A 25,118-nucleotide genomic window follows, 5' to 3' on the forward strand; every position below is an offset into this window, starting at 1 on the left:
AATCAAATCACATATTCTTGGTTATCCATGTTATTTCAATACGCTATCTGATTTTTTGATAGAGATTTGAATTTTAAAAAATTAAAAAAATAAAACTATTTAATAAATACGATAAAAACTATAGTTTGAGTGTTAAAAACTTTCGGAGTTTAGTGCTATGCCGTTTGAATTATTCGCACCAGAAATGGCGATTTGTTTTGCGACATTGTTGTTTGCTTATATTGTTTTTGGAATGGCGGGGTTTGGTTCAGCACTCATTGCTACGCCTGTATTAGCAATGTATTTGCCATTGAATATGATTGTTCCAATTTTGGCTTTAATTGACTTAACAGCTGCTGTGTTAAATTTATTTAAAGATGGAAAAAACGCGGATTATCAGGAAATAAAATGGATAATTCCACTCATGGTAGTGGGAAGTTTAATAGGTGCTGCCATTTTATTAAAAACACGACCCGATATTTTAGTTTTTTTATTAGGGATTTTTGTTATTGGTTATGTATTAAATGCTTTTTTTTCAAAAAAAGCCCAAAAACCCTTTTCAAAAGCACTGGTTGTGCCTTTTAGCCTGATTGGGGGCGTTTTTAGCGCATTATTTGGAAGCGGTGGTTTTATTTATGCAATGTATTTATCAAGCCGTATTGAAGATAAACAGCGCTTTCGTATTACCCAAATGACGTTAATTGGTTTTAGTACACTAACCCGCGTGGTGATTTTCCTCGTTATGGGGGTGTATCTTAATCTTGATATTTTATTGATTGCATTAGCATTTTGCCCTGCTATGTTGATTGGAACTTGGGTAGGAAGGCATATTACATTAAGAATCTCTCGTGAAGCCTTTTTGAAAATTATTAATCTCGTTATTTTAGTTTCAGGTATTGCCTTGTTATATCGATATTTCTTTGTTCTTTAATTATAAATTTCGCCTAATAACACAAGTTTATTTTTAAAGATAAATAGCGGAATATAAGCAACATGCTACAATCACCGCTGGCATTATTGGGTTCATACGTAATGCGGCGGTTTTTTATATTATTAATAATTAATTTTATGGAGTTAAAATCTAATTCGTTAATTAAGGATTTAGATTAATACCAAAATGAGCTCTGATAATCAGTGTTTGCAAAATTTTCGACATTCCCCTTCATTTGCTATTTTTACCATTACTACCAGTATTGCCGTTATCGGTATCGTCATTGGGCTAAGTATTCCAATGGTGGCATTGAGATTAAACAATTATGGCGTTAACGAACTCACGATAGGCATTATTTCAGCGGCGCCAGCTTTAGGAATGTTTCTAATAGCTCCTGTTGTACAACGCATTGTGCAATGGTCAGGCAAGCGCAAGGCAATGTTAATTGCCACTATTATTTCAGGTATTAGTTTATTGCCGTTATTAAGCACATTGCCTCTTTGGTTATTATTTCCTTTAAGGTTAATCACAGGGTTAGCAAGTGGTGTCATGATTTGTTTAGGTGAAACATGGATTAATGAGTTATCACCTGAAAATAAGCGGGGCCGAATTTTAGCGATTTACACCACGGTATTCACTGTGAGCCAGCTACTCGGGCCTTCTTTTATTGCTTATTATGGTGTGGAAGATAAATCCCCTTTACTTATCTGTACCCTGATCCACCTTATTTCCGTTGTGTTATTTATCTTAATGGATCAAAAAGTGGGTGATCGTATTGCTGCCTCAGCAGAAAAATCAAATTTTTCCATTATTCAATTTGTGAGAGTTGCTCCGGGAATTTGTGGCGGAATTTTATTTTTCGCTTTTTTTGATGGCACAATTTTGTCCATGTTCCCTATCTATGGAATGGGAATGGGGCACACGGAAGCGGTAGCTGCCTTAATGATTAGTGCGATTTTAGCGGGTGATGCAATTATGCAACTGCCTTTTGGCTGGTTGGCCGACCATATGAATCGAGAGAAACTCTATCGAATTTGTGGTGTTGTGACATTGGCTGCCAGTATTTTACTGCCTTTCACCATCACTCAGCCTTATTTAATTTGGGTATTATTATTTGTGTTGGGTGCAACGGCAGGTGCAATTTATACCATTGCATTGGTGCAAATTGGCCAATATTTTAAAGGGAATGAGCTGATTATTGCGAATGCAGCAGCAGCGATGTTGTGGGGGATTGGCAACTTATCTGGGCCTCTGCTCGCAGGGGTGGCGACATCAATTTCGCCGTCAGGCTTACCTATTTTACTGATTTTGTCTGCCGCTATTTTCTTGTGGTTTACCCGTGAGAAATATAGTGCCCAAGTTACTGAACAAACGACATATTAGTTTTTAGCGGGTGTTTTTGCACCCGCTTCAATTTATTCTGTGACTTTATAAACCACTAAATTTTCACGGTATTCATCAGGCCTATGGTTGTGCCAAAATAATCTCATGCCTTGTGGCGCTGGTTTTACCTCTTTTGATAACACGATTAGCCAGCGGCACTGTTCGGGTTTTTCGAACCTATCTTGCCTTTGATGCAAAACTTTTGTGTAGTAGTACAACATTGGAGCTTCAGATTCACCAATGTTATCGGAAGCCATGCAATCATTAGCAGTATATTGCCCTGCTAAATGTTGTTTTAAATCGACAAAGACCCCTTCGAAACCTTTTGTGTAATCAATCCAACCCAAAAATAACGTTAAGATCACGCCCCAAACAGTGCAGAGACCAAGCACCCAGTTTTTCATCATTTGAAACGCAGGGGAAAGGTTTGGGATGATCCGGTTACGCAAGAACCAAACAAGTGTAATAAATACCCCGCAGAAAAAAGTGATAGCGGAAAAAGGCATTTGGTAACTCATAGGAAGCCAGCGGCTAAACAGTGTTAAATATTCTTGATGGTGGCCCGTTAGTACAATGAAATAGCTGATCCACAAAAACACGACCACTAATGACCAAAATACCGCACAGAAACGCGAAAGCCCATTTAAGACTTTTTCAGGGATCGCTAACAGCACAGGGGTGCCAATAATGGCCATCGGTGCGATAAAAGGGAGAAGGTACAATGCCCGACCGGATGCTGAGATTTGCAAAAAAACGATACCTAAGAGTGGGAATAGCGTCAGTAAGTAGGCGTTGGAATTAGTTAAGCGTTGAATTGGGTGGCGTAAGAAGTAAGCCACAGCCAGCAAACCGGATGGAAGGGCAAACAATGAAACGGCCGCAGGAATACGTGTTAAATTTGCTTTTGCACCTAGTTTTTCAACAGAAAACCCAAAAAAGCGCCCGATATTATTTTCCCAAAACCATACCATAAATAAATCAGGGTGTTGCAAGTAAAGTAAAATAGGCCAAGGGAGAATAGCAAGAAGGGCGAGCAACCCAGCAGCAAAACTGTAGAGCCAAAATTGTTTTGTTCGGCATTGGGCTAAAAATACAGGGGCTAATAACAGACAGATCCACAGAACACCGGGGATAAAGACGCCCTTTGAGAGCATCGTTACAACGGTGCCTAGGCAAAGCCAAATGGCAGACATGCCCATTTTTTGTTGTTGGATCAAGCCTAATAACCCATAAAGCCCGATTGTTGCACCTGCTATTAGGGCGACGTCAGTAAACATATCATGGCTATGGCGGAGGATCCCTGGCGCACAAGCATACAGTGCAAATGCAATCCAAATACGGGTATCGGTAAAGTCTTTTGCAATAAAAAAGCGGCGAGCCAATAGAATAAAAAATGAAAAATTAACCACCGAGAAAAACAAACTGGCGGTTCGTGCCGCATCATAAAGTGGCATAACCCCTGAAAATAAATGGGAGGTTAGGGTCGCGACCCAATAATAAAGCGGGGGTTTTTCCATAAAGGGCTCGCCCGCGTTGGTTGGAACGAGCCACTGCCCTGTTTCATACATGGTTTGAATAATACCAAAACTGTAATTTTCATCTTGTTTCCATGGGCTATGGCTATAAATACCAGGGAGTAAATATAGAGCAAGAAAACAGATAAAAAGCAGCAAAACACCCTGTTGTAACGTGATTGATGGTGTATTTTTATTTGACATATTCATTTAAGACTTTAATTCGTTGTGATAAAAATAAAACAATAACCATGGTAAATAATAATTTAGTTTATATTTTTAAAAATAATATTTACTGAGTAACGGATATATTTACTCTGTTAAAAAATATTATTTTATAATGCATGTTTAAACTATTTTACCATGAAATAATAATGAGTTAGCTAAACGTTTTGTAAGCAAATATTCGGTGATTATACCAAAGAAAATAATCGTGCTATCTAAACAAAGTCTATATGAAACTGAATTAGTTATTTCCACTTATTTTATTATTAATAAAAGGTGAGTAAAAATCGGTATTATTCACATAACTGAATTTTTCTTTGGCGGGTATTCTATTTTTCTAGGTTGAAAATGGAATGAGATGCATGCAAAAAACTAAAAACACTTGATCATTTGCCCGTTTTCGAACGATAATTGCTCTCCTCACAATACGCCTTACTCTTATTTTTAAGCCAAACGATTGCGCAATTGTTTTTATTGAGGTTTTTTCCCTTAATTCATTTGGTTTTTATAAAAACGTAATCGTTTACGTCAGCGAATGTGTGATAAGTCAGCAAGATGGGCATACAAACTTACTGGCTTTTAAAATGTTCGATTACCATTAACAGCAGAGGTATACCATGTCAGGCCAACAGGCTTCATCCAACTGCAAATTGGATTCATTTTTTAAGATCACCGCGCGCGGCTCTTCCGTTCGTCGTGAAATCATCGCAGGGCTAACGACATTCTTAGCGATGGTTTATTCTGTTATCGTTGTGCCTGGTATGTTGGGGCAGGCCGGTTTCCCGCCTACTGCCGTGTTTATTGCAACGTGTTTAGTGGCGGGTTTTGGTTCATTACTCATGGGGTTATGGGCAAACTTGCCGATGGCCATTGGTTGTGCCATTTCACTTACCGCCTTTACCGCTTTCAGCTTAGTTTTAGGTCAGCAAATTAGTATTCCTGTTGCGTTAGGTGCGGTGTTCCTAATGGGGTGTCTGTTTACGATTATTTCTGTCACAGGCATTCGTAGCTGGATTTTACGCAACATGCCAATGGGGATTGCTCATGGGACGGGAATTGGTATTGGCCTGTTTTTATTACTGATCGCGGCAAATGGTGTCGGTTTAGTGATTAAAAACCCAAATGCAGGTTTACCTGTCGCGTTAGGTGAATTTACCTCTTTCCCTGTTTTAATGTCACTCGCGGGTCTCGCTGTTATTTTCGGATTGGAAAAACGCCGTGTGCCAGGTGGCGTGTTATTAGTGATTATTGCGATTTCAATCATTGGTTTGATTTTCGACCCTTCGGTGAAATATCAAGGCCTATTTAAATTACCATCACTGGGTGATGATGGCCTTTCGTTGGTGTTCAACATGGATATCATGGGGGCATTACAGCCAATGGTATTACCAAGTTTATTGGCATTGGTAATGACGGCAGTATTTGATGCGACGGGCACTATCCGCGCAGTAGCTGGGCAAGCTAACTTATTAGATAAAGACGGGCAAATCATTGACGGCGGAAAGGCATTAACCGCTGACTCTGTAAGCAGCATTTTTGCAGGTGCAATTGGTGCTTCACCCGCGGCGGTTTATATTGAGTCCGCTGCTGGTACCGCCGCAGGTGGTCGTACTGGTTTAACCGCCGTTGTTGTCGGTGTTTTATTCTTGTTAATCCTATTCTTATCTCCATTGTCATACCTCGTACCGGCTTATGCGACAGCACCTGCACTGATGTACGTTGGTTTGTTAATGTTAAGCAACGTTTCAAAATTAGATTTTGATGACTTTGTTGATTCAATGTCTGGCCTGTTGTGTGCAGTGTTTATTGTCCTGACGTGCAATATCGTAACGGGTATTATGCTTGGCTTCGCCGCGTTAGTGATTGGTCGTATTTGTGCAGGTGAATGGCGTAAACTGAATATCGGAACTGTTGTGATTGCGGTCCTTTTGGTGGCATTTTATGCTGCTGACTTAGCAATCTAAAGTTAATTCTAGTTACAAGGCGGGGGTTGTTACCGTCTTGTAACGCATTATTTTGATTAATCGCAATGTATAAATTTTTTTCCCATAGAACGGTGGCTAGCGATAGAATAGACATAGAGCGGTGAATTAAGTGGATGTGCTGTTTTCCACTCGTAGCCGCTTGATTGTCATAATCGAGGTCTGGACGGTGCTATCTCTTACTATGCGGCGGCAGGCAATTTTGAGTTCTGGTCGTCTGGTTAATCAGTAAGGGCAACATGGAAATTTTCTTTACTATTCTTATTTTGATTTTAGCCGTCTCTGTTTCAGGGGTTGCCGCTAAAATTCTTCCTATCCGTATTCCGCTTCCACTTATTCAAATCGCGATTGGTGCATTGTTGGCTTGGCCGCAATTTGGCTTGCATGTCACCTTTGATCCTGAATTGTTTATGGTTCTATTGATCCCACCTTTGCTGTTTGTTGATGGTTGGAAAACACCCACTCGCGAATTTTTCCAAAATGGCCGAGAAATTTTTATTCTCGTACTGGTTTTGGTCTTAGTTACTGTTGTGGGAATGGGGTTCCTCATTCACTGGTTACTACCTAGCATTCCATTGATTCCTGCCTTTGCACTTGCTGCGGTACTTTCGCCAACAGATGCGGTTGCGTTGTCTTCTATCGTTGGAAAAGGGCGAATTCCGAAGCGCATGATGAGTGTCCTTGAAGGTGAAGCATTGATGAACGATGCTTCCGGTCTGGTGGCATTGAAATTTGCTGTTGCTATTGCGATGGGAACTATGGTGTTTAGCGCTTCAGGGGTGACTATTGAGTTCTTCAAAGTTGCTGTAGGGGGCTTATTAGCAGGGATTATTGTAACGTGGTTGTACAGTAAATCCTTACGGTTAATGAGCCGCTGGAGTGGGGATGACCCTGCGACGCAAATTGTCTTTATGTTATTGCTGCCATTTGCCTCATACATGATTGCTGAACATATTGGTTTTTCTGGTATTTTAGCTGCCGTTGCGGCAGGGATGACAATCACTAAATCTGGCGTGATCCGCAATGCACCTCTCGCGATGCGTTTGCGGGCGGATAGCGTTTGGTCGATGTTAGAGTTTGTATTTAACGGTTTAGTTTTCATCATGTTAGGGCTACAGTTGCCTGGTATATGGGAAACATCGGTTATTCAAGCAGATCTCGACCCAAGTGTTGAGACATGGATGTTATTTACCGCGGTTGCTGCGATTTATTTTGCCTTGTTATTACTGCGTTTTTGTTGGCTGTGGCTGATGAAAAGGTTTAGCCGTTTGTTCTTAAAGAAAAAACCGCTGCAATTTGCGAATTATACTGTGCGTGAACTGTGGTTGGCGTCATTTGCGGGTGTGCGCGGGGCAATTACCTTAGCGGGTGTGCTCTCTATACCGCTATTTTTAACGGATGGGTCACCGTTCCCTGCCCGCTATCAGCTTGTGTTTATCGCTGCGGGAGTTATTTTGTTTTCCATTTTTGCAGGGGTGATAGCACTGCCATTATTACTGCGAAACTTTAAAGTGGGCGACAAAGAAGCGGATGCCAGCGAAATTCGGATGGCGAAGGCTAAAATGGCTGAAGTGGCGATTGTCAGTTTGAATAAAATGGAGGAGCGTTTATCTGCGGACGTGGATGAAAAGCTCGACTCAGAAGATATCAGTGAAGTCGCTTCTCGTGTAACGGGTTATTTGAGACGCCGTACGGCGGGGCAAGATGAAATTGAACATAATTTGCAAATTGAAGACCTTGAACGACGTTTTCGCCTGACGGCATTGCGTGCTGAACGTGGTGAACTTTATCACTTACGTGCGACGAAAAAAATCAGCAATGAAACCCTGCAATCTTTATTGGTCGACTTGGATTTATTAGAAGCCGTGCTGATCGAAAAAGAGCATTAAAACGAAAAACCGAGTATTCTACTCAACATTCTTTAGTTTGAGACAGAATACAGCATTATGTGGTTACTCGTTATCACGACGCTGCTTTGGGCAGCGTCTTTTAGTTTGATTGGTGAATATTTAGCAGGCCAAGTCGACAGCTGGTTTTCAGTGTTAGTGCGTGTTGGCCTTGCTTCAATGGTATTCCTACCTTTCCTACGTTGGCGTCAATTTAGCGCTAAAGTGATTTCACTCTATATGTTAGTGGGCGCTTGCCAGCTTGGGATCATGTACCTATTTGTTTTCCATGCCTATCAATACCTAACTGTGGCGGAATTTTTGCTATTCACAGTATTAACGCCACTGTATGTCACACTAATTTATGATTTATTAGAGCGTCAGCCACTGCGTAAAGGGTATTTATTTAGCTCTTTGTTGGCGGTGATTGGTGCGGCAATTATTCGCTATGATCATTTGAGTGAATCGTTCTGGCTAGGGCTTTTGTTCGTGCAATTAGCCAATATCTTTTTTGCTATCGGGCAGGTAGGGTATAAGCGTTTGATGGAGGTACATCCCATTCCTCAACATCAGGCTTTCTCGTGGTTCTATCTGGGCGCAACCTTAGTGGCACTCATTGGCTGGTTACTGTTTGGTAATAAATCCATGATGCCAACCACAAACCTCCAATGGGGAGTGCTACTGTGGCTTGGTGTTGCTGCATCCGGTATTGGTTATTTTATGTGGAACTATGGGGCGACAAAAGTAGATGCTGGAACCCTAGCTATCATGAATAACATGATGGTTCCAGCTGGTTTATTAGTGAATTTCGCCATTTGGCAGCAACATCCTAATTGGTTGAGTTTTACCATTGGATCGAGCCTAATAATTGCGTCTCTTTGGGTGCATAAGCGCTGGATACTTTCGCGGGCTTCACATACGAAAGGTTCTCCACAGCGTGATCCGTCGCGGTCTCAGTAAATGCCTCAATAGCTGGCTGGCGCTGTTCTCCTTCAGGGCATGCAGCGTACAGTCGGCTCCACAACCCACTTCCCAACGTTTTAGTTTTAATCAATCCTTGTTTTTCAAAGGAATCAACTGCCCAATGGGGTAATGCAGCGATACCCATTTTGGCCGCGACCATTTGAATTAGAATCAGCGTATTATCTACATTTTTTACGTTCGGTGAAACGCCCGCAGGTTGCAGAAAATGACGCCAAACATCAAAGCGTTCCCGTTGCACAGGGTAGAGCAATAAGGTTTCATCCGCTAAATCGTGGGGTGCTATTTGCGGTTTTTTCGCGAGCGGGTGGTCACTTGCCACAATCAGTTTCACTTCATAATCGAACATAGGCGTGTAATGAATACCTTGGTCAGGCAGGATATCGGATGTCATCACAAGGTCGAGCTCTCTTGAAAGCAATTCAGGTTGTGGGTCGAAAGTTACACCTGATTTGAAATCGACACTCACTTGCGGCCAAGTCTGCCTAAACTGCTGCAACGCAGGTGTTAGCCATTGGATGCAGCTGTGGCATTCGATAGCAATACGCAGCGCACAAACCCCCGGCTCATTACAGACACGAATGGCATCTTTGACCAATGGCAGTACTTGCTGTGCCAATTGCAGTAACACTTCCCCTTGTGGCGTAAAACGTAATGGCTGGCTTTTTCGCACAAATAAGCGAAAGCCTAACCGGTGCTCTAAATCACTAAACTGATGTGACAGAGCCGATTGTGTTTGGTGCAAGTGTGTTGCTGTTGCCGCTAATGAACCGTATTGGCTGAGCGCTTGCAATGTTTTTAAATGTTTTAATTCGATCATGAGAAACCTTCACGGTGACAATGAAATATTTGCGCTTGTGCTTTATACAGTACCTGTTGATTATGGATGTGTAAACATCTAGACGGCTAAATATTTTAAGGGGTCAATATGTCTGTTATAAATCATACACTTGGTTTTCCACGCGTCGGTCTGAAAAGAGAGCTAAAACGAGCACAAGAAGATTATTGGGCAGGCAAGATTGACCAATCTGCGCTTTTAGCTGTGGGTCATGAGTTGCGTGTTCGTCATTGGGAACAGCAAAAAAATGCGGGTGTTGAACTATTACCCGTTGGTGATTTTGCTTGGTATGACCAAATTCTGACAACCAGTTTATTATTAGGCAATGTGCCACCACGCCATCAAAATAAAGATGGTTCTATTGATTTAGATACCTTATTCAGAGTTGCCCGTGGTCGTGCGCCAACAGGAACTCCCGCACCAGCAGGTGAAATGACAAAGTGGTTTAACACGAACTACCACTACATTGTGCCTGAGTTCCAAAAAGGGCAAAAATTCGCCCTATCTTGGAATCAATTGTTTGATGAAGTTGATGAGGCACTTGCATTAGGGCACAAAATTAAGCCAGTTATTGTAGGGCCAATCACCTACCTATGGTTAGGAAAGGTCAAAGGTGAATCATTCGATCGTTTATCTCTGCTAAATGAATTATTGCCAGTTTACCAACAAATATTGGCGCGTTTAGCTGAAAAAGGCATTGATTGGGTGCAAATTGACGAACCTGCATTAGTGCTGGATTTACCCGTTGAATGGCAACAGGCTTACCAATCAACCTATCAAGCGCTATCTGGTCAAGTAAAACTACTACTTACCACGTATTTTGATGGCATTAGTCATCATTTAGATATCATCAAACAATTACCTGTGCAGGGCTTGCATGTAGATGTTGTGGCGGGGTCAGATGATATTAAAAAGCTGCACCAAGCGCTGCCTGCTGACTGGGTTTTATCACTAGGCGTGATTAATGGTCGTAATGTCTGGAAAGCGGATCTGGGTGAAAAATTTGCCCAAGTAAAACCGCTGCTAGGCCAGCGCTCAGTGTGGGTGGGAACCTCTTGTTCACTGTTGCACAGCCCCATTGATTTGAATGATGAAACGCGTTTAGATGCGGAAGTGAAAAGCTGGTTTGCGTTTGCATTACAAAAATGTGAAGAGCTTGCCCTACTGAGTAAAGCACTCAATCAACCCACAGAGACAAACATCGCATCGTTAGAAACATACAGCGCACCAATCCGTGCCCGCAAAACATCAACGCGAGTGAATAATGCCACCGTCGCGCAACGTTTAGCGGCAATTCGTGAGGGGGATGCAGAACGTACTAGCCCATATCCTCAACGTGCGCAGCTTCAGCGTGAGCGTTTCAACTTACCGTTATGGCCAACGACCACGATCGGTTCTTTCCCACAAACCAGCGAAATCAGAACATTACGGTTAGATTTTAAAAAAGGTAATGTGGATAAAAACAATTACCGGACAAATATTAGCGAGCACATCAAACAGGCGATTAAAGAACAAGAAATTTTGGACATCGACGTGCTGGTACACGGCGAAGCTGAACGTAACGACATGGTCGAGTATTTCGGCGAACATTTTGATGGTTATGTATTTACACAAAATGGTTGGGTACAAAGCTATGGCTCACGTTGTGTGAAGCCCCCAGTGATTATCGGCGATATTAGCCGTCCAGAGGCCATTACCGTTGAATGGGCTAAATATGCGCAATCACTGACGGAAAAACCCGTCAAAGGCATGTTGACGGGGCCTGTCACTATCTTGTGCTGGTCATTCCCACGTGAAGATGTCAGCCGTGAAACCATCGCAAAACAAATCGCACTTGCGCTGCGTGATGAGGTGGATGATTTACAAAAAGCGGGTATTGGTATCATTCAAATTGATGAACCTGCGTTACGTGAAGGCTTACCACTGCGTAGGAATGAGTGGGCGGCATACTTAACATGGGCTGTCGATGCTTTTAAACTGAGCGCCGCGATTGCTGAAGATGACACGCAAATTCATACGCATATGTGTTATTGCGAGTTCAATGACATCATGGATTCGATTGCCGCGCTAGATGCAGACGTGATTACCATTGAAACCTCACGCTCAGATATGGATTTATTGGATGCATTTGAAGATTTTGACTATCCAAATGAAATTGGGCCGGGTGTGTACGACATTCACTCGCCAAATGTACCTAACGTAGAGTGGATTGTTGCACTGCTCCGAAAAGCGGCAAAACGTGTTCCTGTTGAGCGTTTATGGGTCAACCCAGATTGTGGATTAAAAACCCGTGGTTGGACGGAAACTCGCCAAGCTTTAGCCAACATGGTTGAAGCTGCGAAATTGCTAAGAAATGAGCATACATCTTAAGTTAATGATAAAAGGTAGGGCTTCCTACCTTTTATCTTTTAGTTAGTTGGCAACTAATTGTTTTCTATCTTTCATTTTCATCACAAAAAACAGTAATGAGAGCGAGATTAAAACGTTTACTGCTGCCAAAATAGGTAAAATATGAATTGCATTAAGGTCAATGACAAGACCTCCAGCAATTGCACCAAATGCCATGCCAAACTGAATAAATGCGGTGTACAAGCTAAAAATAATATTTGTTGATTCAGGGGCTAAACTGATTAATTTATATTGTAATGCAGGTCCAGAAGACCACGCCGCCATTGACCAGACAAACAGGAGTAGGTAAATCGTACTAATACTAAAGCCAAGTAAAGCTAAGAAAATCAATGCACCCGCATGAAGTAAAAATCCACCAATAATCGCAGTACTATAACTAAATTTATCGGTTGCCCATCCCCCCATCTTGGAGCCAATTAAACTGGCTAAGCCGCATACCAGCAATATTTGGCTAATCTCATCAGCATTAACATGGGAAACCATCAGCAAGTAGGGTGAAATGTAAGAGTAAATAATGGAAAATGCGCTAATCCACAAGAAAGTGATTGCAAATAAAATCGCAATGTTTTTGTTTTTTAAAACCGCAAACTGCTGGGTAAGTGGAACGGGTTTGTCACCATGAACTGCGGGGATGGCATACAGAATTGCTAGCAAAAACAAAATAGCTAAGACACCAATGCCAAGGAAAATAAAGCGCCAATTAACAACGCTAGAAATTAAGCGACCGAGTGGAACACCAACCACTAATGCCATGCTAAAGCCAATGATAATCATAGCTATCGCACTGCCTTTTTTCTCTGGTGCAGCTAACTTGGCGGCAATAACTAATGCGATGACTTCAATGACACCTGCACTGACGCCTGAAATAGCGCGTGTAATGTTGATTGCCAAAAAGCTTTCCATCCATAAAGTAACAACATTGGCTAATGCAAAGATAATTAATGCGATGATAAGTAGCTGCTTTCTATCCCATTTACCTGTAATTGCAATAATCGCAGGTGTACCAACGGCAAAAGCAATAGAAAAAATGGTGATCATTTGCCCGACCATTGAAACGGATAAATGTAAATCCACAGAAATTTGGTCTAAAATTCCCGCAATTATATATTCTGCGGTTCCGACCAAAAAACTGATTGCTGCAAGTAAATATATTTTCATAATAGACTGAATAATCAAATTGATAATACCAAGATGCACCTTGAATTAACCTCTGTTTTTTTGAGTGATAAAAAGGGCACTTGAACGTGTTATCGATAACAATTAGATTATTAGCTAATTGTATTAACGAGTCAAGCCTCTGGCGAATGGAAAAGGTTTGAATTAAAGTAACTAATTCATATTTTAGAAAATTATTGATTTTTATTAATTGGTATTGAAGTGATGAGCAATCAACTGCTTATTTAGAGAGATGAATAGGTTCCATGATGAAACAGGTCGAAAATACACCACATTTAGAATCCGTGCTGATCAAATCAACGGCACTCGCTAATGATAAACGTCTTCAAATCCTTGCGTTACTGAAGGAACCTTCATTGTATTTTTCTGATGAGCAATGGGATCAAAATGAAGGTGTGTGCGGGTTGTACATTGCTGAAAAATTATTGATTTCGAAGCCGACGGCGTCATCACACCTCAAAATATTAGGACAGGCAGGCTTTTTAATACCGACAAGAATAGGTAAATACACCTATTTCAAGAGAAATGAGTTAGCATTAAATGCATTTTCCGAACTTATTCAAGAATTGTAATCAGATCACAATGAAATAAAAGGTAGAGTTACCTACCTTTTACTGTGTATTTGGCTATTGAATTAACCAAATAATTTTGACTTCAACAGATTCATGCCAATAGAAGCAAGGTCAAGGCTCTCTGGAAGTTCACCATTTGGTGTTGCACTATCAACCAGTTGAGGGAGATATTTAGCAACTAAATCTGACGTTGATTGTGTATCTAAACCCACTGATTGCGCGAGCTCTTGAATATTAACGTTACCAAAAATTTGCATTAATTGGCTTCCATCAATCGGTAAATTTGCCCCTTCGCTAATCCACGAAGTAATAATGCCACCTAAGCCTTGCTCGTTAAATTTATCAACGACACCAGACAGACCACCTTGGTTTTCAATCCACTTAATAACGGATTGAAACTGTTGCATTTTATCGCCTGCAACCATGCCTAACATTTGATCTAATAGCCCCATTTTTGACTCCTAGGTAACATACCAATTGATGCTCTCATTCATAGTATGGAGCATTATTCGAAAAATTGTAGGTCGCTATTTTGATCAATTTATTTTTCAGGTCAATGAAAATGAGGCATTGTCGATAACTAAATGTATAAAAACATAATTTAAATGTTTTGAATGGAAGCTATTAGTCCAAAATTATCAGGTAACTTATCAGTAAGAGGGCAGATTAAGTTCTCTTTAATACATTTTCGATAATCGCCTACATTCATCTATACTGATTGCATCTTAGCCCGAGTTTGGCTGTAAGGTGTATTTAATGTGATCAAAATCACGTTTTATTGAAAATAAAATGATGATGTTTTCATTAAAAGAGATACTCATCACTAAATTGACCTGTGCTTATCGCTATATTAATAGCAGCTAATTAATTCAATGATGCCATTGTGTAAAGGAGTTTGATATGTCTGACGTTTTCCACTTAGGTTTAAAGAAAAGTGACTTACAGGGTGCAACCGTAGCGATTGTTCCTGGGGATCCTAACCGTGTTGAAAAAATTGCACGTCTGATGGATAACCCTGTGCATCTTGCGTCATTGCGTGAATATACCTCTTGGCGTGGTGAGCTCGACGGTAAAGCCGTCATTATTTGCTCAACGGGTATTGGTGGTCCATCTACCTCTATTGCAGTTGAAGAGTTAGCACAATTAGGGATCCGTACTTTCCTACGTATTGGTACAACAGGTGCAATCCAAGAAGATATTAATGTGGGTGATGTATTAGTCACTACAGGTGCAGTACGTTTAGATGGTGCGAGCCAGCACTTTGCACCACTTGAATACCCAGCTGTGGCTGATTTTGACTGTACTAATGCATTATTTGCTGCGGCAAAAGATGCGGGTGCAACGGTTCATGTGGGTGTGACAGCATCTTCAGATACCTTCTACCCAGGTCAAGAGCGCTATGATACCTATACTGGCCGTGTTATGCGCCATTTCAGAGGCTCAATGAAAGAGTGGCAAGATATGGGCGTCATGAACTATGAAATGGAATCAGCAACGTTACTGACCATGTGCTCAAGCAGTAAAGGTCTACGTGCAGGCATGGTTGCAGGAGTTATTGTTAACCGTACACAACAAGAAATTCCAAATGAAACATTACTGAAGAAAACAGAAGGTAATGTGCTAAGTATTGTTGTTGAAGCAGCACGTCGCTTATCGTAGTCAATGATTTACTGGCTCGCCTATTTAAAAATTCACTCGGTTGTGGAAAGACAATAGGCGGGCTTAGTCTCGCTTCTAAGTTATTCACTCTAGATATAACCCCGTCAAATTTTTAACAATTTGTAATGAATTTCCAGAAAATATCCTGATCCTCTTATGCGTTAGATCTGTTATTGTCATAAAAACAATTATCAATATTATGTGCCCTTTAATCGTTTGGGTTGCATCTTTTTTATTCGCAACTTGAACGTGTGCTGTGGGCAAAAGGAATGATTATGTCAACAACACCTTATCTTCACCCCTCCGTCCTTCCACTCAAAGGTGGTATTAACTTCCGTGATTTAGGCGGGAAAAAGCTATCAAATGGCAATAAAATCAAGCCAGGCGTGCTGTTTCGCTCTGGGGCATTAGACCGCTTAACGCAAGATGATGAAACTGTTTTACAATCACAAAATCTTTTTCAAATCATTGATTATCGCGATGAAGTTGAAATTATTGCTAAGCCGGATGTGGTGTGGCAAGGGGCGCATTATGTCCATGCTCCAGCAAATCCATTAGCAAAAGAAGTTACCGCAAACTTAGATAAACTCACGCCAGAGATATTAGAACAGTTTGACCCACAAGCCTTTATGTTCCGTTTGTATGAATTATTACCACTGAACAACCCTGCATACCATCAGCTGGTGAGTATGCTACAACAACCAGAAAAAGGCGGGATTGTTCAGCACTGTGCAGTCGGGAAAGACCGTACTGGTGTCGGTTCGGCGCTGGTTTTATTTGCGTTAGGTGCTGACCTAGACACAGTAATGGAAGACTATTTACTCACTAACGAAACATTAGCGCCTTATCGTAAGCACCTACTTGAAGAACACGCAAAAACTATGAGTGAAAGTGTGGTGAAAAAGTTTGAGTATGTGTATTCAGTTCGTGAAGAGTTCTTACAAACAGCTCTAAAAAGTATTGAAAAACAATATGGTAATGTGGATAAGTGGTTGGAAGCTGATTTTGGCCTAGGCTTAAAACAGCGTGAAGAATTACAGCAACACTTCCTCGAATAATATGCACTAATTTTGCTGAGGCTGTGTAACTAAGGATTTTGTCACATAGCCAAGCTGAATTTATTGTTTTGTTTAATCTTGATTTATCAGTTTTTCGCTACTGTAATACATCAAACCATTGATGAAAGGAATGTGCTGTGACGCTCAATGAAATAGTGACCGTTGTGACGGACTTTACTCGCGAACATGAAGTATGGGCGCTACCAATTATTTTCTTTCTTGCATTTGGTGAATCTCTCGCTTTTCTATCACTCCTTTTACCTGCAACGGTGATTTTGCTCGCGCTTGGGGCTTTAATTGGCGAGAGTAATATCGTCTTCTGGCCTATTTGGCTAGCCGCTGCATTAGGCGCCTTCTTTGGTGACTGGCTTTCTTATTGGTTTGGTTTCCATTACAAAGAAAATGTTCGCAAGATGTGGCCAATTTCCCGTAACCCGCAGATGATTGATAAAGGGCAACGGTTTTTTGATCGTTGGGGTATTTGGGGAATTTTCTTTGGACGTTTTTTTGGGCCATTAAGAGCTGTTGTGCCTTTGGTCGCAGGGATTTGTGCGATGCCACAACGGCATTTCCAGCTTGCCAACATTGCTTCTGCGATGATCTGGGCATTTGGCATCCTTGCGCCGGGTGCGCTAGGCCTTAAATGGTTTGCGAGCTGGATAGGCTAAGCTTGCGAAGCGGCTCGCAAATAAACGGCTGTAAACGAAATTACCTCTGGACACTTATACAGTATCCCATTACCTTACACTAGATTTTGTAAAGTAAGGATTTAATCGTGGATACCTCTCTTTTATATGCTGTTATTGGTGCGTTGAGTGGCATTTTGGTCGGTGGTTTAGTGACGTGGTTTTCTATTGCCCAAAAAATTACGCATAAAGATCAAGAACTGCAACAGGCTTACCGTCAACTTGCAGCCAGCGATGAAAAAAATGTGCATCTTGCTCAGTGGAAAGAGGAGTATGACAGGCTTGATCAAGAGCTTCGTACACAACGTGATATTAATCGAGAGCAAGAGGCTGAATTACGTGAAGTCATCACTCGATTAGAGCAAAATCAACTCGCTAATGAAGAAAAACAGCGCATTTTACAGAACAGCGAGCAGCGCTTAACGACTCAGTTTGAAAACTTAGCGAATCGTATTTTTGAGCAAAATGAACGTCGAGCCTCAGAACAGCAGCAAAAAAGCTTATTAGCCATGTTATCGCCATTTCGTGAACAATTAGACGGCTTTCGCCAACAAGTTCAACAAAGCTTTGGTGAAGAAGCAAAAGAAAGGCATACACTAGCTTATGAAATTAGGCAGTTGCAGCAACTCAACAATCAGATGACCAAAGAGGCCGTTAACCTAACGCGTGCGCTAAAAGGGGATAACAAAATACAGGGTAATTGGGGGGAAACTATCCTAACCCGTATCTTAGAAGTTTCTGGTTTGCGCGAAGGCAGTGAATTTGAAACCCAAGTTAGCATCAATACGGGGTATAATAGCCGCTATCAACCTGATGTCATTATCCATCTTCCAGAAGGCAAAGATGTGGTAGTTGATGCGAAAATGTCTTTGGTGTCTTACGAGCACTATTTCAATAGTGAAGATCCACATGAGCAACAACAAGCATTAAAAAACCATGTCGCTTCCATTCGTAATCATATGCGAATGCTGAGCCGAAAGGATTATCATCAGTTACCGGGAATCCGTTCGTTAGATTACGTTTTAATGTTTATTCCTATTGAACCAGCCTATTTGCTAGCGTTGAAAGAAGCACCTGAGTTACTTGATGAGGGGATAAGGCAAAATATCATGTTAGTTTGCCCATCCACCTTGCTAGTGGCGGTTCGAACAATTAATAATATATGGCGCTATGAGCGGCAAGGGCAAAATGCCCAAGAAATTGCGGATAAAGCAGCAAAAATGTACGACAAGCTGCGTTTATTTGTGGATGATATGCAAGTTTTAGGCTCCAGCCTTGATAAAGCGAATAATACTTACCATTCGGCGATGAAACGTCTTGCTCAAGGGCGAGGCAATTTAATTAGCCAAGCGGAAAGTTTTAAGGAGCTAGGGGTAGAGATAAAACAACCTATTGAGCCTCAACTTGTTGAGCGGTCGGATTCGCCTAATTGTGCGGAATCGTAGACTTCTGATAGGGTTTTACCTCAAAGGCTGTTACACTTCCTACAAAGTTTGAATTATAAGCAGGCATAAGAGAAATGACTGAACCAACTAAAGAAACCATCGATTTTGGTTTCCGCACTGTCGGCAAAGAGGATAAAGCTGGCTTAGTAGCGAATGTATTTCACTCTGTAGCATCAAAATATGACTTAATGAATGACCTGATGTCATTCGGTATTCATCGTATCTGGAAACGTTTCACGATTGAAGCAAGTGGTGTACGCCGTAATCAGCGTGTATTGGACCTTGCTGGTGGAACCGGTGACTTAACCGCGAAATTTTCACGTTTAGTCGGTGAAAAAGGGGAAGTCGTTCTGGCAGATATTAACGATTCTATGCTAAAAATGGGACGCGAAAAATTACGTGACCTAGGCATTGTCGGTAACGTTAATTATGTTCAGGCCAATGCGGAAGAACTCCCATTCCCAGACAACTATTTTGATTGCATTACCATTTCTTTTGGCCTGCGTAACGTGACGGATAAAGATAAAGCATTGCGTTCAATGTTCCGCGTGTTAAAGCCAGGTGGCCGTTTGTTGGTATTAGAATTTTCAAAACCTGTCATTGAACCACTGAATAAAGCCTATGATGCTTATTCTTTCCATATTTTACCGCGTATTGGTCAAGCTATCGTCAACGACCCAGATAGCTACCGCTATTTAGCTGAGTCAATCCGCATGCACCCTAATCAAGAAACCTTGAAAGGGATGATGGAAAATGCAGGGTTTGAACAGGTATCTTATACCAATATGACTGGTGGTATTGTTGCATTGCATAAAGGATTTAAATTCTAAGATGGAAGCACCATCAGCACATAGCGAAACTCAACATACTGTTTTGTATTCTTTAATAACAGCAATGATGGAAACCTCTCTTAATCATATGCTGTTTAAAGAAAAAGTGTTGCAGCCTGCAAGAATGCGTTTGGCAGGCAAAGTGATGTCCATTGAACTAAAAGAGCTCAATAAAACACTGACTCTGATTTTTGCTGAAAATCATGTTGATGTACTGAGTGAATGGACTGAAGCGGCAGATTGCACCATTAAAACGTCATTGTTTACGTTAGTGAAGCTTAAAGATAAGCAGCAGCTATCTCAACTCATCAATCGTGGTGATATCGTGATTGAAGGGGATATGCAGATTGTCCAACATTGGTCCTCTTTGTTAGATTTGGCGATTTGGAACCCTGCTCATTATCTATCCCCTTATATTGGTGATGTTGCCGCTGAAGGGCTAAGTAAGCTGCTGAATAAAGGTGTTTGCCTTGCATCTCATTTGGTCAAGCGCCAAAAGACTTATGTAAAAGACGCACTGATTGAAGAGTGGAAAATGGCACCGAGCCAACTCGAACTTGCCCACTTTAGTGATGAAGTTGAGCAAATTGATAGCGCGATGAGTATGCTGGAACAACGTCTAAGCCAGCTGGAGGAGAAGAATGACACCCGGTGAATTAAAACGACTTTACTTCATTGTTCGGGTTTTTCTCTCTTACGGATTAGATGAGTTAATCCCCAAAATTAAACTTACGCTACCGCTTCGAATTGGCCGCTTAGGTTTTTTTTGGATCAGAAATAAACATAAAGACAAAAGTTTAGGTGAAAGGCTGCGCCTTGCATTGCAAGAATTAGGTCCTGTCTGGATCAAATTTGGGCAAATGTTATCGACGCGTCGAGATCTCTTCCCTCCTGCAATCGCAGACCAACTTTCTCTATTACAAGACAAAGTTGCTAGTTTTGATGGTAAATTAGCGCGTGGTTATATTGAAGAGTCTTTAGGTGGGCCGCTTGAGCAATGGTTCGATGATTTTGATGAGCAAGCACTTGCCTCAGCCTCTATTGCTCAAGTTCATACAGCTACGTTAAAAGAAAATGGCAAAGACATTGTTATCAAAGTTATTCGTCCAGATATTCTACCCATAATCAAAGCTGACATTAAATTAATGTACCGCATCGCGAACTGGGTACCATTGTTACCTGATGGGCGTCGTTTGCGACCAAAAGAAGTTGTTCGTGAATATGAAAAAACATTGATTGATGAACTGAATCTTTTGCGCGAATCGGCGAATGCTATCCAGCTGCGCCGCAACTTTGAAAACAGCTCTATGCTATATATCCCAGAAGTTTACCCTGATTATTGCCGTGAAAATGTCATGGTAATGGAACGTATTTATGGGATCCCAGTTTCAGATATTACTGCACTAAAAGCGCAGGGAACTAATATGAAACTGTTAGCTGAGCGTGGCGTTAAAGTCTTCTTCACTCAAGTATTTCGCGATAGCTTCTTCCATGCGGATATGCACCCGGGGAATATTTTTGTTAGTTATGAACACCCTGAAGATCCGCTGTACATCGGTATTGACTGCGGCATCGTCGGTTCATTAAATAAAGAAGACAAGCGTTATTTGGCTGAAAACTTTATCGCATTTTTCAATCGAGATTATCGTAAAGTCGCTGAGCTTCATGTGGATTCTGGTTGGGTTCCACAAGATACGAATGTGGAAGATTTTGAATTTGCCATTCGAACTGTGTGTGAGCCTATCTTTGAAAAACCACTGGCAGAAATTTCTTTTGGTCATGTACTACTGAATTTATTTAACACAGCACGCCGTTTTAATATGGAAGTACAGCCTCAGTTAGTACTATTGCAAAAAACACTACTGTATGTAGAAGGCCTAGGCCGGCAGCTCTATCCTCAACTGGATTTATGGAAAACAGCAAAACCATTTTTAGAGGATTGGGTGCATAGCCAAGTTGGCTTACCTGCAATTACACAGGCACTAAAAGAAAAAGCACCTTATTGGGCAGAAAAAATGCCTGAGCTACCCGATTTAATTTATGGTGCGTTGAAACAACACAAATACTTGCAGTCAAATATTGAACAACTAGCACAGCAATTGAAAGATCAGCGAAGCAAACAACGCAAGTCGCAATATCTATTAGGAATAGGGGCTACATTTATCCTTTGTGGTAGTTTATTCTTTATTTCTGATTTAACACGCCTTTCTGCAGTATTTATGGCTGCGGGCGCTTTATCTTGGTTGTTTGGTTGGTGTAAAGCAGGCGAAAATTAAGTAAACTTTGTTTTGCGACAAGTTTATGAGGCTGTGAACATTTCCGTATTTTGTGTTGGTTGTATATAATAGACCTAATAACACTTGATCCCAAAACTATAGAGGTATTAACAATGGAATCAACTATTGCAATGGCTGCTTTTGGTAGTCCTTGGCAACTAATTATTATTGCTTTGCTTATTATTTTAATTTTCGGCACCAAAAAATTACGTTCTTTAGGTTCTGATTTAGGTGAATCACTCAAAGGCTTTAAAAAAGCGATGAGCGATGACGAAAAAGCGAAAGCAGAACAAGAAAAGCAAGATGCTGATTTTGCTACCAAAAATATTACTGAACAACAGGCTGCTGAGAAAAAAGAAAGCCCAGTTGAGAGCAAAAACAAAGAGCAGGGTTAAACCGTGTTTGACATAGGTTTTAGTGAACTGTTGCTTGTTGCTGTAATTGGTCTTGTTGTTTTAGGCCCCGAGCGCTTACCTGTGGCAGTGAGAACTGTCGCTGGGTGGATCCGTGCCATGCGCTCGATGGCTGCTAATGTACAAAATGAGTTATCGCAAGAGCTGAAATTGCAGGAACTGCAAGAGACGCTGAAAAAGGTTGAGGAGAAAGCTAATTTAGAAGCGCTTTCACCGGAACTAAAGCAGTCTATGGAAGAACTGCGCACAGCGGCTCAGTCGTTAAAAAGCGGTTATCAAGCAACAACAAATGATATTGAAACAGAGTTAAACAAAGCTAAAGAAATCACTGATAGCTATGATACAGCTGTCAAAGATGCGAAAAACAGCCCTGAACAGGCGCAGGAATCGGATCCAGATCCAGAGTATGCGGCTAAAATGGCTGCTGTTGTTGAGGAAGTAAAAACTGAGGAATCAGCAAAAACTGAAGAGCCAGTCGTTTTAGAAACAACAGATCCGCAAGATACTAAAGCAAAAAACTCTAATCAAACCGAAAGTGAAAAATAACACATGGCTGTAAATGATACACAACCACTTATTAGCCACCTCATTGAACTTCGCAAACGGCTATTAAACTGTTTAATTACAGTTTTAATTGTCTTTGCAGCACTCGCTTATTTTTCAAATGATATTTATCGGCTCGTTGCGGCCCCTTTGATTGATAAGCTGCCTGTGGGTTCGCAAATGAGTGCGACTGATGTGGCATCAACATTTTTTACCCCGATTAAATTAACAATGATGGTTTCGGTTTTTGTATCGATTCCTGTTATTCTTTATCAAATCTGGGCATTTATTGCACCTGCACTATATAAGCACGAGCGTAAGTTGATGTTACCTCTGCTGGTTTCAAGTAGCTTCTTGTTTTATCTTGGAATGGCATTTGCTTATTTTGTCGTCTTCCCATTAGCATTTGGCTTCTTTGTTAAAACAACGCCAGATAGCGTTAACTTTATTCCTGACATCAGTAAGTATCTCAGCTTCGTTATGACCTTATTTATGGCTTTTGGTGCTGCTTTTGAAGTACCTATCGCCATTATTTTACTGTGTTGGACTGGGGTCACGACTCCTGAGTCACTTAAACGTAAGCGCCCATATATTCTTGTAGGGGCATTTATCGTCGGGATGTTCTTAACGCCTCCAGATGTTTTATCTCAAACGCTACTCGCGGTTCCGATGTACTTACTCTTTGAGTTAGGTGTTTTACTGTCTAATTTCTATGTAGGTAAAGGAAGGAAACGACAGGAAGAAGGCGAAGAGGACGAAGAAAAAGAAGAGTCTTAAGCTTAATAAAAGTATTGAGGTTCTGATTTTACTGACAATAAAAAGCCCATTATATATGGGCTTTTTATTGTCTCGAACTACAGCTCTGATGATTTCTTGAATTGCGTATTTTCAACCACTTTTGGAACGCTTTTGTTGAGAATATTCAACAGAAGAATTGAACGATACTCTCCATTAGGTTCATCAAAAATTGCTTGAACCCCTGCAAAAATACCTTCAGTAATTGTGACTATATCACCTGATTTTGGGAGATCTGGCGCGGCAGCATGGCCAATAGGTGCTTGCTGCAATAATTCAATAACTTCTTCAGGTACTTCAGTTGGTAATTGACCAAAACGAATGAAATGACTAACACCACGAGTAGACTGAATCGTTGTGGTATGAATTTCGTTATGATCAAACTTCACAAACAGATAGTTAGGGAATAATGCTTCCTGCACGGTTATTCTTTTGCCCTTAACAATTTTTTCCATCTCAGTCATGGGTGTCATGCAAATCACACTTTGCCTATTTAAATGCTCAATAGCACGTTCAATTTGGCCTCGTTTGCAATAAACCAGATACCATTTTTCCATTTTTTTGAATCTCACATGACAATAATATGTTTATGATAACAAATTACAACAGAACAATGTGACTAATGAACCTCTGCACAATATTATTCATACTTGTAGTCTAAAGTCATTAAGCTGCGGTGTGTATAATTGTAATTTAGAACCTAAGTATGTAGGAGACACAATGGATATCTTTTTGTTGAGCAATGGTAAGTTGCCAGGAAACCCTGTTTGGCTAAGCTATGCTTTACCTCGTATTCAAGAAACACTTGCTCGTAAAAATATTAAATCGGCCGTTCTTGTCCCGTATGCTGTTTTACGGGGCTCTCATGATGAGCGTGCAGAACAACTCTCAGAAGCGCTAGGCATAAAGGTGACAACAATAGAGCACTTTTCTAGCCCAGTAGAGGCCATTGAACAAGCAGAGTGCATTCTTGTTAGCGGTGGTAATACGTGGTGGTTAAACAAGTGCTTACATGAAAATGGTTTAATTGTTGCAATTCAACGCGCTGTTAGAGAACGTGGCGTGCCATATATTGGTTGGAGTGCGGGTTGTAATGTGGCAACTCCAAGTATTCGTACAACAAATGATATGCCAGTGAGTAATGCAGCGATCATGCCATCACTGGGGCTATTTCCATTACAAATTAACCCTCATTATATTGATGCGCATATCTCTGGACATATGGGGGAAACCCGTGACGAAAGATTACAAGAATTTTGTGTGATTAATCCTCACGAAGTGGTTGTTGCACTTAGAGAAGGCAGTGGCTTACAAATTAAAGGTAACGAAATTCATTACTTCAGTGGAAAAAATGAAGGCTTTAAATTATTTCAGCACAACAAAACATTCCCTGAACAATACGATACATTATTATTAGAAAAGTTAGTCCCTTTTGATTGCCAGTAAAATGGTATACTAAACCAGAAAAAGATTGATTTTTAAGTAATTTAAGCAGTAACTTGTAACCTTGGCCGGACGTCTTATAATGAGACTCCCT

General features: G+C 41.0%; 23 protein-coding genes. 18 read left to right on the plus strand and 5 right to left on the minus strand.

The annotated features are described in order from the left end of the window. The first annotated feature begins 157 nt into the window (after positions 1-157). The gene (locus AC4IFO_RS18995; RefSeq protein WP_490736763.1) at positions 158-910 is read left to right on the plus strand and encodes a sulfite exporter TauE/SafE family protein; all 753 of its coding nucleotides are present in this window, start codon (positions 158-160) and stop codon (positions 908-910) included. Between the two features lie 186 nt (positions 911-1,096). Next, positions 1,097-2,293, plus strand: coding sequence for an MFS transporter (locus AC4IFO_RS19000; protein WP_490736765.1), 1,197 nt, complete (start codon positions 1,097-1,099; stop codon positions 2,291-2,293). Positions 2,294-2,325: 32 nt separating this feature from the next. On the opposite strand, the gene AC4IFO_RS19005 is transcribed toward AC4IFO_RS19000, so the two are convergent. After that, the gene (locus tag AC4IFO_RS19005) at positions 2,326-4,011 is read right to left on the minus strand and encodes an ArnT family glycosyltransferase (protein ID WP_490736816.1); all 1,686 of its coding nucleotides are present in this window, start codon (positions 4,009-4,011) and stop codon (positions 2,326-2,328) included. Between the two features lie 638 nt (positions 4,012-4,649). Here AC4IFO_RS19005 and AC4IFO_RS19010 point away from each other — a divergent pair. The 3 genes from AC4IFO_RS19010 (at position 4,650) to AC4IFO_RS19020 (ending at position 8,860) form a co-directional block, all read left to right on the plus strand. Beyond that, on the plus strand, positions 4,650-5,996 hold the full coding sequence (locus tag AC4IFO_RS19010; RefSeq protein ID WP_490736767.1) for an NCS2 family permease: 1,347 nt from the start codon (positions 4,650-4,652) through the stop codon (positions 5,994-5,996). A gap of 257 nt (positions 5,997-6,253) precedes the next feature. After that, a complete protein-coding gene (locus tag AC4IFO_RS19015) occupies positions 6,254-7,903 on the plus strand; it encodes a Na+/H+ antiporter (protein ID WP_490736769.1) in 1,650 nt (549 codons plus the stop codon). A gap of 57 nt (positions 7,904-7,960) precedes the next feature. Next, complete coding sequence (locus tag AC4IFO_RS19020) at positions 7,961-8,860, plus strand: carboxylate/amino acid/amine transporter (protein WP_490736771.1); 900 nt, start codon at positions 7,961-7,963, stop codon at positions 8,858-8,860. Here AC4IFO_RS19020 and metR read toward each other — a convergent pair. Further along, positions 8,745-9,701, minus strand: coding sequence for an HTH-type transcriptional regulator MetR (gene metR / locus AC4IFO_RS19025; RefSeq protein ID WP_490736773.1), 957 nt, complete (start codon positions 9,699-9,701; stop codon positions 8,745-8,747). The two genes, AC4IFO_RS19020 and metR, sit on opposite strands and share 116 nt — an antisense overlap. A gap of 108 nt (positions 9,702-9,809) precedes the next feature. Here metR and metE point away from each other — a divergent pair, with 108 nt between their 5' ends. After that, complete coding sequence (gene metE / locus AC4IFO_RS19030; protein WP_490736775.1) at positions 9,810-12,089, plus strand: 5-methyltetrahydropteroyltriglutamate--homocysteine S-methyltransferase; 2,280 nt, start codon at positions 9,810-9,812, stop codon at positions 12,087-12,089. A gap of 42 nt (positions 12,090-12,131) precedes the next feature. Here the strand turns inward: metE and AC4IFO_RS19035 are convergent, their stop codons facing one another. Beyond that, positions 12,132-13,286 carry an MFS transporter gene (locus tag AC4IFO_RS19035; protein ID WP_490736777.1) on the minus strand — a complete coding sequence of 385 codons (1,155 nt, stop codon included), beginning with the start codon at positions 13,284-13,286 and terminating at the stop codon, positions 12,132-12,134. Between the two features lie 263 nt (positions 13,287-13,549). Here AC4IFO_RS19035 and AC4IFO_RS19040 point away from each other — a divergent pair, with 263 nt between their 5' ends. Next, positions 13,550-13,876 carry an ArsR/SmtB family transcription factor gene (locus tag AC4IFO_RS19040; protein WP_490736779.1) on the plus strand — a complete coding sequence of 109 codons (327 nt, stop codon included), beginning with the start codon at positions 13,550-13,552 and terminating at the stop codon, positions 13,874-13,876. A gap of 62 nt (positions 13,877-13,938) precedes the next feature. On the opposite strand, the gene AC4IFO_RS19045 is transcribed toward AC4IFO_RS19040, so the two are convergent. Beyond that, the gene (locus tag AC4IFO_RS19045; RefSeq protein WP_490736781.1) at positions 13,939-14,328 is read right to left on the minus strand and encodes a YidB family protein; all 390 of its coding nucleotides are present in this window, start codon (positions 14,326-14,328) and stop codon (positions 13,939-13,941) included. Between the two features lie 448 nt (positions 14,329-14,776). Between AC4IFO_RS19045 and udp the strand changes: the two genes are divergently transcribed. The 10 genes from udp (at position 14,777) to tatC (ending at position 23,563) form a co-directional block, all read left to right on the plus strand. Continuing rightward, entirely contained in the window at positions 14,777-15,535 is a 759-nt protein-coding gene (gene udp / locus AC4IFO_RS19050; RefSeq protein WP_353244238.1) for a uridine phosphorylase, read from the plus strand. A 275-nt stretch (positions 15,536-15,810) separates the two neighbouring features. Then, positions 15,811-16,593 (plus strand): tyrosine-protein phosphatase, encoded by a 783-nt coding sequence (locus AC4IFO_RS19055; RefSeq protein WP_490736783.1) that lies wholly within the window; start codon positions 15,811-15,813, stop codon positions 16,591-16,593. A 137-nt stretch (positions 16,594-16,730) separates the two neighbouring features. Continuing rightward, positions 16,731-17,261 (plus strand): DedA family protein, encoded by a 531-nt coding sequence (locus tag AC4IFO_RS19060; RefSeq protein WP_353244240.1) that lies wholly within the window; start codon positions 16,731-16,733, stop codon positions 17,259-17,261. A 107-nt stretch (positions 17,262-17,368) separates the two neighbouring features. Then, positions 17,369-18,724, plus strand: coding sequence for a DNA recombination protein RmuC (rmuC, locus tag AC4IFO_RS19065; RefSeq protein ID WP_490736785.1), 1,356 nt, complete (start codon positions 17,369-17,371; stop codon positions 18,722-18,724). A 74-nt stretch (positions 18,725-18,798) separates the two neighbouring features. Further along, positions 18,799-19,554, plus strand: coding sequence for a bifunctional demethylmenaquinone methyltransferase/2-methoxy-6-polyprenyl-1,4-benzoquinol methylase UbiE (gene ubiE, locus AC4IFO_RS19070; RefSeq protein ID WP_490736787.1), 756 nt, complete (start codon positions 18,799-18,801; stop codon positions 19,552-19,554). Position 19,555: 1 nt separating this feature from the next. Further along, positions 19,556-20,209 (plus strand): ubiquinone biosynthesis accessory factor UbiJ, encoded by a 654-nt coding sequence (locus AC4IFO_RS19075; protein ID WP_490736789.1) that lies wholly within the window; start codon positions 19,556-19,558, stop codon positions 20,207-20,209. Continuing rightward, positions 20,196-21,830: a ubiquinone biosynthesis regulatory protein kinase UbiB gene (gene ubiB, locus AC4IFO_RS19080; protein ID WP_490736791.1), complete on the plus strand. Its 1,635-nt coding sequence runs from the start codon at positions 20,196-20,198 to the stop codon at positions 21,828-21,830. The genes AC4IFO_RS19075 and ubiB overlap by 14 nt, the downstream gene beginning before the upstream one ends. A 113-nt stretch (positions 21,831-21,943) precedes the next feature. Next, complete coding sequence (gene tatA / locus AC4IFO_RS19085) at positions 21,944-22,225, plus strand: twin-arginine translocase TatA/TatE family subunit (protein ID WP_219245599.1); 282 nt, start codon at positions 21,944-21,946, stop codon at positions 22,223-22,225. 3 nt (positions 22,226-22,228) lie between these two features. Further along, entirely contained in the window at positions 22,229-22,789 is a 561-nt protein-coding gene (gene tatB, locus AC4IFO_RS19090) for a Sec-independent protein translocase protein TatB (protein ID WP_490736793.1), read from the plus strand. Positions 22,790-22,792: 3 nt separating this feature from the next. Then, positions 22,793-23,563, plus strand: coding sequence for a Sec-independent protein translocase subunit TatC (tatC, locus tag AC4IFO_RS19095; RefSeq protein WP_219245601.1), 771 nt, complete (start codon positions 22,793-22,795; stop codon positions 23,561-23,563). 77 nt (positions 23,564-23,640) lie between these two features. Here tatC and rfaH read toward each other — a convergent pair whose 3' ends face one another. Beyond that, a complete protein-coding gene (gene rfaH / locus AC4IFO_RS19100; protein WP_490736796.1) occupies positions 23,641-24,138 on the minus strand; it encodes a transcription/translation regulatory transformer protein RfaH in 498 nt (165 codons plus the stop codon). A gap of 163 nt (positions 24,139-24,301) precedes the next feature. On the opposite strand from rfaH, the gene pepE reads away from it, so the two are divergent. Beyond that, positions 24,302-25,027 carry a dipeptidase PepE gene (gene pepE / locus AC4IFO_RS19105; protein WP_490736798.1) on the plus strand — a complete coding sequence of 242 codons (726 nt, stop codon included), beginning with the start codon at positions 24,302-24,304 and terminating at the stop codon, positions 25,025-25,027. Positions 25,028-25,118: the final 91 nt, after the last annotated feature.

The organism is Providencia sp. UF-224 (assembly GCF_058245955.1).

Bases quoted from the DNA above. Each gene is read 5' to 3' on its own strand.
- AC4IFO_RS19045 (WP_490736781.1), bottom strand. From the start codon at position 14,328: ATGGGGCTATTAGATCAAATGTTAGGCATGGTTGCAGGCGATAAAATG.
- ubiE (WP_490736787.1), top strand. From the start codon at position 18,799: ATGACTGAACCAACTAAAGAAACCATCGATTTTGGTTTCCGCACTGTC.
- metR (WP_490736773.1), bottom strand. From the start codon at position 9,701: ATGATCGAATTAAAACATTTAAAAACATTGCAAGCGCTCAGCCAATAC.
- AC4IFO_RS19005 (WP_490736816.1), bottom strand. From the start codon at position 4,011: ATGTCAAATAAAAATACACCATCAATCACGTTACAACAGGGTGTTTTG.
- udp (WP_353244238.1), top strand. From the start codon at position 14,777: ATGTCTGACGTTTTCCACTTAGGTTTAAAGAAAAGTGACTTACAGGGT.
- rfaH (WP_490736796.1), bottom strand. From the start codon at position 24,138: ATGGAAAAATGGTATCTGGTTTATTGCAAACGAGGCCAAATTGAACGT.
- AC4IFO_RS18995 (WP_490736763.1), top strand. From the start codon at position 158: ATGCCGTTTGAATTATTCGCACCAGAAATGGCGATTTGTTTTGCGACA.
- tatA (WP_219245599.1), top strand. From the start codon at position 21,944: ATGGAATCAACTATTGCAATGGCTGCTTTTGGTAGTCCTTGGCAACTA.
- AC4IFO_RS19040 (WP_490736779.1), top strand. From the start codon at position 13,550: ATGATGAAACAGGTCGAAAATACACCACATTTAGAATCCGTGCTGATC.
- AC4IFO_RS19020 (WP_490736771.1), top strand. From the start codon at position 7,961: ATGTGGTTACTCGTTATCACGACGCTGCTTTGGGCAGCGTCTTTTAGT.
- AC4IFO_RS19055 (WP_490736783.1), top strand. From the start codon at position 15,811: ATGTCAACAACACCTTATCTTCACCCCTCCGTCCTTCCACTCAAAGGT.
- AC4IFO_RS19015 (WP_490736769.1), top strand. From the start codon at position 6,254: ATGGAAATTTTCTTTACTATTCTTATTTTGATTTTAGCCGTCTCTGTT.
- tatC (WP_219245601.1), top strand. From the start codon at position 22,793: ATGGCTGTAAATGATACACAACCACTTATTAGCCACCTCATTGAACTT.
- AC4IFO_RS19075 (WP_490736789.1), top strand. From the start codon at position 19,556: ATGGAAGCACCATCAGCACATAGCGAAACTCAACATACTGTTTTGTAT.
- AC4IFO_RS19000 (WP_490736765.1), top strand. From the start codon at position 1,097: ATGAGCTCTGATAATCAGTGTTTGCAAAATTTTCGACATTCCCCTTCA.
- AC4IFO_RS19035 (WP_490736777.1), bottom strand. From the start codon at position 13,286: ATGAAAATATATTTACTTGCAGCAATCAGTTTTTTGGTCGGAACCGCA.
- metE (WP_490736775.1), top strand. From the start codon at position 9,810: ATGTCTGTTATAAATCATACACTTGGTTTTCCACGCGTCGGTCTGAAA.
- pepE (WP_490736798.1), top strand. From the start codon at position 24,302: ATGGATATCTTTTTGTTGAGCAATGGTAAGTTGCCAGGAAACCCTGTT.
- ubiB (WP_490736791.1), top strand. From the start codon at position 20,196: ATGACACCCGGTGAATTAAAACGACTTTACTTCATTGTTCGGGTTTTT.
- AC4IFO_RS19010 (WP_490736767.1), top strand. From the start codon at position 4,650: ATGTCAGGCCAACAGGCTTCATCCAACTGCAAATTGGATTCATTTTTT.